Origin of the sequence: Ferrithrix thermotolerans DSM 19514 (genome assembly GCF_900128965.1) — a bacterium.
GTDB classification, from domain to species: domain Bacteria; phylum Actinomycetota; class Acidimicrobiia; order Acidimicrobiales; family Acidimicrobiaceae; genus Ferrithrix; species Ferrithrix thermotolerans.
The window spans coordinates 1-7,510 of record NZ_FQUL01000059.1 but is presented as its reverse complement, the minus strand read 5'-3'; the positions used below and the strand labels follow the sequence as shown (position 1 = coordinate 7,510).

Annotated in this window: 9 protein-coding genes and 1 pseudogene; all 10 read left to right on the top strand. The window is 65.8% G+C overall.

The genetic code is table 11. The features are described 5' to 3' along the window. The first annotated feature begins 2 nt into the window (after positions 1 to 2). Positions 3 to 936, top strand: a pseudogene (locus BUA24_RS11305) (IS30 family transposase). Positions 937 to 1,341: 405 nt separating this feature from the next. Continuing rightward, positions 1,342 to 1,854 (top strand): IS66 family transposase zinc-finger binding domain-containing protein, encoded by a 513-nt coding sequence (locus tag BUA24_RS11300; RefSeq protein ID WP_072792656.1) that lies wholly within the window; start codon positions 1,342 to 1,344, stop codon positions 1,852 to 1,854. After that, on the top strand, positions 1,855 to 2,526 hold the full coding sequence (locus BUA24_RS11295) for an IS66 family transposase (RefSeq protein ID WP_336433317.1): 672 nt from the start codon (positions 1,855 to 1,857) through the stop codon (positions 2,524 to 2,526). 140 nt (positions 2,527 to 2,666) lie between these two features. Then, positions 2,667 to 2,981, top strand: a complete 315-nt coding sequence (locus tag BUA24_RS13570; protein ID WP_143146544.1) for an IS3 family transposase — start codon at positions 2,667 to 2,669, stop codon at positions 2,979 to 2,981. A 252-nt stretch (positions 2,982 to 3,233) separates the two neighbouring features. Further along, the gene (locus BUA24_RS11285; protein WP_072792658.1) at positions 3,234 to 3,596 is read left to right on the top strand and encodes an ArsR/SmtB family transcription factor; all 363 of its coding nucleotides are present in this window, start codon (positions 3,234 to 3,236) and stop codon (positions 3,594 to 3,596) included. Between the two features lie 92 nt (positions 3,597 to 3,688). Then, positions 3,689 to 4,180, top strand: coding sequence for an arsenite efflux transporter metallochaperone ArsD (arsD, locus tag BUA24_RS11280; RefSeq protein ID WP_084660459.1), 492 nt, complete (start codon positions 3,689 to 3,691; stop codon positions 4,178 to 4,180). A gap of 10 nt (positions 4,181 to 4,190) precedes the next feature. After that, positions 4,191 to 5,972 (top strand): arsenical pump-driving ATPase, encoded by a 1,782-nt coding sequence (gene arsA / locus BUA24_RS11275; protein WP_072792650.1) that lies wholly within the window; start codon positions 4,191 to 4,193, stop codon positions 5,970 to 5,972. A gap of 17 nt (positions 5,973 to 5,989) precedes the next feature. Beyond that, on the top strand, positions 5,990 to 6,346 hold the full coding sequence (locus tag BUA24_RS12670) for a hypothetical protein (protein ID WP_072792648.1): 357 nt from the start codon (positions 5,990 to 5,992) through the stop codon (positions 6,344 to 6,346). Positions 6,347 to 6,458: 112 nt separating this feature from the next. Continuing rightward, positions 6,459 to 7,148: a formylmethanofuran dehydrogenase subunit E family protein gene (locus BUA24_RS11265; protein WP_178138826.1), complete on the top strand. Its 690-nt coding sequence runs from the start codon at positions 6,459 to 6,461 to the stop codon at positions 7,146 to 7,148. 113 nt (positions 7,149 to 7,261) lie between these two features. Further along, positions 7,262 to 7,510 (top strand): ArsB/NhaD family transporter (locus tag BUA24_RS11260; RefSeq protein WP_272867314.1); only part of this gene is annotated, 249 nt, incomplete at its 3' end.

Sequence of the window (7,510 nt, the reverse complement as noted above, 5' to 3'; positions counted from 1 at the left end):
AGTTGCAGAGGAGTCTGAACCAGGGCATGAGCCTGAGGGCAATAGCCAGAGCCACTGGTCGGAGCGTCTCTACGCTCAGTCGCAAATGTCGCCGGGGTGGTTCCAGACTCGACTACGATGCGGTGGAAGGCGGCGCTTGGGTGCGTTCACACCGTCGCCGTGGGTCGCGTAAGTTGCTCGTAGGCAGTCCTATGGCAGAGCTTGTAGAACAGCAGATTATCCATCACGCCTGGTCACCAGAGCAGATTGCCGGGAGGTTGCGGATGGAACACCCAGAAGACTCCAGCCAGTGGGTTTCCCACGAGACCATCTACCAGTACATCTATGCGCACCCGACAGGGGAGCTCAAGAAGCTACTGGTGGGATCCTTGCGTCAGAGGCACTCGAAGCGCCGTCCTCGCAGCCGGGGAAAGGATCGGCGTGGCGGCCTTCGGAACATGCGGTCCATCTACGAGGCACCGGGAGGGAGACCTCATCAAAGGCGCTTACAATGGCAGCGCCATTGGCACCTTGGTCGACCGTAGTACCCGTTTTGTCATCTTGGCCACAGTGGACGACTCCTCTGCAGAAGCCGTGCTGGAAGGCTTCACCAGACGTCTAAGTACGCTGCCCAAGGCGCTGCGAAAGACGCTGACCTACGACCAAGGTAACGAGATGGCTCGGCACGAAGAACTGGAGAAGCGTGTCCATCTACGGGTATATTTTGCCGACCCACATAGTCCTTGGCAGCGGCCTACCAATGAGAATACCAACGGTCTGCTGCGCCAGTACTTCCCGAAAGGTACAGACCTGTCGCCATACTCCCAACAATACTTGACCAGGGTGGCAGAAGAACTGAATAATCGACCCAGAAAATCTCTGGGATTCTGAACGCCAGCCGAAGTCATGGCAGAGACAATCAGGGAGTTAGGCAGCAGTGTTGCACTTCAAAATTGAAACCGCCTTTGCAAACTTTAGAATCCGAGCGCTCCTAATTGCTTATAAGCCTGACTGGTCACTACTAGGAACGCTTACCCCGGTGACAACGCAGCTCTCTAGCGCACTTGGTTCGTAACAGGATCCAACCAACCCAATAAGTGAGACACCATGTAGAACCCCTTGGCTTTCCTTGCCCGTTCATAGGTTGTGTAGCCTAGACCTCTCAAAATGACGGCTTCAATCTGGCCATACACCCAAGAACGCTCAACAACTTACCGATTCCTGGTCGATCTTGGCACCGGATTACCACTTATTTCCGAAGAGCCAGTAAACGCCGGTGGCTTCCGTGGTAAGCGTTCAGGTCTGATCGCGCGCTGAGTGATGGTCCACCACTGAAGGCGCGAGGTGCGGTAGGTATGTGGTGTGGCCGGTGGATCGCTGGAGGAGCAGCTTGCCGAGGCGGTAGCGACGATCAAGGCGTTGCGGGCGGAGAACGAGGCTCTCCGGGATGAGCTGGCAGCGTTGAAGTCGTTGCTCGGCGCAGACTCCTCGACGACCTCGAAGCCGCCGTCGGGTGATCCGGTCGCTACCCGTAAGAAGCGGGCGGAGCGCCGTGGTGAGGAGCGGGTAGCGAAGCAGGCGCAGGGCAAACAGCCCGGCGCGCCGGGCAGGTCGCTACAGCGGTGCCGCCCCGACAGGCGAATCGAGCATGAAGCGCCGGCATGCTCGTGCTGCGGGGCGGACCTGTCGGGCGCGCCGGTGATCGGCACCGAGGTCCGCCAGGTGATCGACCTGCCCCGGGTCACCCCGACGGTCACTGACCACATCGTTTATAAGCGTCGTTGTGCGTGTGGGACGGTGACTGCCGGCGAGATGCCTCCCGAAGCCAGAGCGCCGGTGTGTTGGGGTCCCGAGGTGCGAGCTTTCGCGCTCTAGCTGCTGGACCGTCAGCACCTGCCGGTCGAACGCACCGCCGAGTTGCTCGGCGATGTCCTCGCCGCCCCGGTGTCGGCCGGGTGGCTGTGCAACCTGCAGGCCGAAGCAGCCGGGAAACTGGCGCCGTTCCTCGCCGAGATCAAGGGCCGTCTCGCTGCCGAGCCGGTCATCTGTGCCGATGAGACCGGCACCCGGGTCGGGAATGCGAAGCAGTGGGTGCACACTGTGGCCACCGGGCTGCTCACCCCGCTCGTGGTCCACCCCAAACGCAAGGTCGAAGCCATGCGCGACATCGGGATCTTCGAGCACTACACCGGCACCATCGTCCACGACGGCCTCGCCGCCTACGACACCTACAGCACGGCGGGCCACGCACAACGCAAAGCCTTCAACCTCGCCACCCGCATCCGCAACAACCAGGACCAGGTCCTCCGCCTCCTGGGCGACACCCGGATCCCCTTCACCAACGACGACGCCGAGCGCTCACTGCGCATGGTCAAGATCCACGACAAGATCTCAGGCACCTTCCAATCAGCCGAGGGGGCCGCCCGCTTCGCCGCAGTGCGCTCCTACCTCCAAACAGCCGACGCCCACGGCCACAACCTCCTCGACGCCTGCCGCCAACTCTTCACCACCGGACCCTGGATCCCACCACCAGCCGTCATCACCTGACCGGCCCACCCCAGGTCAATCGGGGGTCTGAACGTTTACGCCTGGAACGGCGGCCAGTTGATCGGCCGTGGCGCCTCGCTGGCTTGGTCAACTCTGGTTAGATGGAGACCCCGTTGGCCGGTTAATTCTGGGACAACGCGGTGGCCGAATCGTTCCTCGCCACCATCAAGCGGGAGCTGATCGACACCAGCGCCTGGCCAATCCGCACAGGGATCCGGGCCGCCGTGTTCGACTACATCGAGGGCTGGTACAACACCCGGAGGCGAGGCTTCACAGCTCGCTCGGGTACCTCAGCCCCGCCGAGTACGAAGCCGCCATCCACCACCACGCCGACCGCCAGGTGGCATGATCAACACAACCAACCTGTCCATCGAAGCGTGCCAACTCCACAGAACCGATGGCGGGTTCGAGCGGCCAAAGGACCGACGCAACCGACCGCCGACGCATGTCCTTAGAGCGTCAAGATCCGACTCCGTCATCGTCTGCCTTCTCGGCGGAGGCTCGGCGCCATTCTGTGAACCGGTAGCCCTACCAGGACGGGCCTTTGCTCCCGTGCGGGACGCAACTCTCCGGCTCGGGGGCGCGATCCGATGGACCGGTGCTGGTGGCAGACGGGCCGTCAGTACTCGAGACACTGAGAGACAATGCCGGATGGTCCTGTCGGCCAGGCTGTGACCTTGGGGACGCACTGTAGAATGTTGGTCAAGATGACCATTGCGACTGGAGCCCCGAACGCACCGGCTGACGGGTGCTGCGCACCCGAGAGCCGTCTGGCTGCTTCCGACGTCTCGTCGTTCGACGAGGTAGACGATGAGATGTTGGCGACCATGGCCAAGGCGCTCGGGCACCCGACGCGGGTGAAGATCCTCCGTCTCCTGGTCGAGCGCCAGGCGTGCGTGACCGGGGACCTGGTGGCCGAACTGCCCTTCGCCCAGTCGACCATCTCCGAGCACCTGCGCATCCTGCGCCAAGCCGGGCTGATCCAGGGGGAGATTGAAGGGCCCCGCACCTCCTACTGCGTGGATCGGGGCCGCCTCGCGGCCCTGCAGCGGGCCGTCACCTCGATCTGAACCGGTCCCCTCGGATCGAGTTGCGGACGGATGCCCTATCCGCTATACTAATCGTGAATCGACGAAGAGCGATGATTCTTGAGGAGGCTGTGATGGCAAAGATAGAGGTATTCGATCCCCCCATGTGCTGTTCGACCGGCGTGTGCGGTCCGAGTGTGGACCCGGCGCTGTCCACGTTCGCAGCCGATCTCTCGTGGCTTGCGGACCAAGGCGTAGTGGTCGAGCGCCACAACCTCTCCCAGGAGCCGAAGGCTTTCGCAGAGAGCGACCTGGTTCGAGGATTGCTTACCGAGCGTGGCGACGAGGCGTTGCCGGCAGTGGTCGTCGACGGCGAGTTGCGTTCGTCGGGCCGCTTTCCGACTCGGGCCGAGTTGGCCGAATGGTCACTTGCCGGCAGCCCGGTCGACGCCCTCGACCCGGTGACGGCCAAGCTGCTCGGCGCCGAATCCCTGCGCCCGAGCCATCCAGCTGAAGCGACACAGCCCGCCGATACCGCCGACAGTGGATGCTGCGGCGGGGACGAGCTGGCAACCGACACGCCCCTGGCTCCTGCGGCATCTGGTCCGTCGGGCTGCTGTGGCTGAGGTGTCCACCATGCTCCATGGGCTGCTCGATACGCCGCCACGTTTCCTGTTCTTCACCGGCAAGGGTGGGGTCGGCAAGACGTCGACCGCGTCGGCGACTGCCATCGCCCTGGCCGATCGGGGCCATCGGGTGTTGCTGGTGTCGACCGACCCGGCCTCCAACCTGGACGAGGTGCTCGGTCTGTCGCTCGCCTCGGCGCCGCGCCAGGTTCCCGGTGTGCCGGGGCTGGAGGCGATGAACATCGATCCGATGGCTGCCGCCGCGGCCTATCGCGAGCGGGTGGTCGGTCCCTACCGAGGCGTCCTCCCCGCCTCGGCGGTCGCCAGCATCGAAGAGCAGCTTTCCGGTGCCTGCACGGTGGAGATCGCCGCCTTCGACGAGTTCACCGCGCTGCTGGCCGACCCGGTCGCCACCGACGTCTACGACCACGTCATCTTCGACACGGCACCGACCGGGCACACCCTCCGCCTCCTGTCCCTGCCCGAGGCGTGGACCGACTTCATCGACACCAACACCCTCGGGACCTCGTGCATCGGGCCGCTCTCGGGCCTGTCCAACCAACAGGACCGCTACCGCGCCGCGGTCGCCACCCTGGCTGACGGGACCCGCACCGTGCTGGTCCTCGTCTCGCGCCCCGACCCCCTGGCGCTCGGTGAGGCGGCCCGGGCCGCCACCGAGCTCGGCGCCCTCGGCATCGCCAACCAACGGCTGGTGATCAACGGGGTGTTCCGTTCCACCGATCCCGACGATCCACTGGCGGCCTCGCTGGCGGCCCGCGCCGCCGCGGCGCTGGCGGCGCTGCCCTCCGAACTGTCCGACCTGGCCCGGGACGAGGTCCCACTCCTGGCCTGGAGCCCGGTCGGGATCCCCGGCCTGCGTGCCCTGGTGGCCGGCACCCCACCCGCCCTGGTGGCCGAGCCGGCCGTCCCGGTGGCCGACACCATCCCCTTGGCGGTGCTCGTCGACCAGGTGGCCGAACGTGGCCGGGGCCTCGTGCTCACCATGGGCAAGGGCGGCGTGGGCAAGACCACGCTGGCGGCGGCCATCGCCGTCGAACTGGCCAGCCACGGACACGAGGTCGACCTGACCACCACGGATCCGGCAGCGCACCTCGACGCGGTGCTCGGCACGGGGGACGGGAGTGATTCGGGGAGCCTCCGGGTCAGCCGCATCGACCCCGACCGGGTGACGGCCGACTATGTCGCCGACGTCCTCGCCAATGCCGGAGCCGGGCTCGAAGCGTCGGCCCGTGCCGTCCTCGAAGAGGACCTCCGCTCCCCCTGCACGGCCGAGATCGCCGTCTTCCGGGAGTTCGCCCGCACCGTGGCCGAGGCCACCGATCACTTCGTGGTGCTCGACACCGCCCCGACCGGGCACACGTTGCTCCTCCTCGACGCCGCTCGCGCCTACCACCGGGAGGTCGGCCGTCAGGGTGGCACCGTCCCTCCCGAGGTCGAGGCCCTGCTCGACCGCCTCACCGATCCCGACTTCACCTCGGTGTTCGTGGTCACCCTTCCCGAGGCCACCCCCATCCACGAGGCCGCAGCCCTCCAGGCCGACCTCCGCCGGGCCGGCATCGAACCCGCCGCCTGGGTGGTCAACCAGAGCCTGGCCGCCGCCGGGGTCACCGACCCGGTGCTCGTCGCCCGGGCGAACGGAGAGACCCGGTACCTCGACGAGGTCGCCACCCGCCACGCGTTGCGGCTGGCGCTCGTGCCTATGCTCGCCGAGGCTCCCACCGGTCTCGACGGCCTGTCGCATCTACTGTCGCCGGCAACCGCCGGCACCTGAGCCTAAGGAGGTCCATCATGGCAAAAGTCGTTATCTACCTGTTCCACGGCGACGAGGACTCGCTCGCTGCGGGATCCCACGTCGCCGAACGGGTCCGCCAGGTCGCTGGCGACCAGCACGTCGACCTCGAGGTCTTCTGCTTCGGTCCCGCCCAAGGTGCCCTCAGCGACAGCTCAACGGATCTGACCCGCACCGAGTACAATGCCCAGATCGATGCCCTCGTCGCGTCCGGGGTGCCCGTCGGGGCATGCCTGGACGCCGCCCGAGCCGCGGGGACCGAGGACTCCCTCTCCTCTCGGGGCATCACCTTGCAGTACGCCCGCGACGCCTTCGTACGCTTCGCGCTCGAAGGCGCGACCGTTATCGGGTTCTGAGCCGATGCCATCAACCACCCCCGACGAGACGTCGGGTCACCGCAATGGTGTCTCGAGGCCATACTGGTATGTGCCGGCATGGCTCGAGGACTCGAGACTACCGAGCTTCGAGGTGATCGACACCCGCTCCGCCCAGGGACGACTCGACCCCCGCCCGAAGACCGTGACGGTTGCCGATCTGATCTTGTTCCACGGCCATGCCTGTGACGGGTTGCTCCGGGGGATCTGGGCGATGCGCGCCCTTGCGGACATCGCATTCCCCAGCCAGCCATTCGATCGCAGCGACCTGGTGGTGGTCTCGAAGAACTCGCCGTGCCTGGGTGATCTCGCCGCATATCTCACCGGCGGTCGGGCTCGTTTCGGTACCCACCGCCTCGACGACACCCTCGGCGTCGGCTTTCAGGTGCAGCGCCTCTCCACCGGCGAAGCTTGGGAGGTGCGCGAGGAGTCCGGGTTCTTCCCCCCGCTCATCGCCGCCTGGGAAGCCGCCCTCCTCGGCGATGACCTTGACCCGGCAGACAAGGCAGAGCTGCTTGCCGTCCACGAGGCCGCCCAGTGGGACTGGGTGCGCAGTGCTCTCCTGTCGAGTGCCCCAGCCGAGCACTACCACGTCGGCCGCCTCGACGAGCTCGAGCTTCCACCCGCGCTGCTCGAAGCCCGTCGCACCGACACGGTCAACCGTGCGGTTCGCCCCCCGCACGAGGTCACCAGCCGCTACGAACCCGACCTCGACGGCAACACCCCAAGCGAGCCGCTGCCCCAACGCTGGGCACAGCGCTACCAGCAGGGCCCACGCCGCTGACACCATCCGGGTCGGTATCTCCGCACCCTTGACACGACCATGAGCGAGCAGCATTCGAGTCAAGCGATCTGCACGCGCCCGTGGTGACCCTTACCGGTACGAGCCTGACGGCGGTGACGGTAGCGATCTTCGCAATCACCTTGATCTTGGTGATCGCCCAGCCGAGGGGCATCTCCATTGGCTGGTCGGCAGCGGGAGGCGCAGTTGTCGCCCTGCTTCTCGGGATCGTGGACCTCGCCAATGTAGCCCGGGTGTGGGACATCGTGTGGAACGCCACGATCACCTTCGTGGCTTTGCTCGTCATCTCCCTCGTGCTCGGGTTGTGTCCCGATAGTTGTGCAAATTCCACGAGTGAATTGATT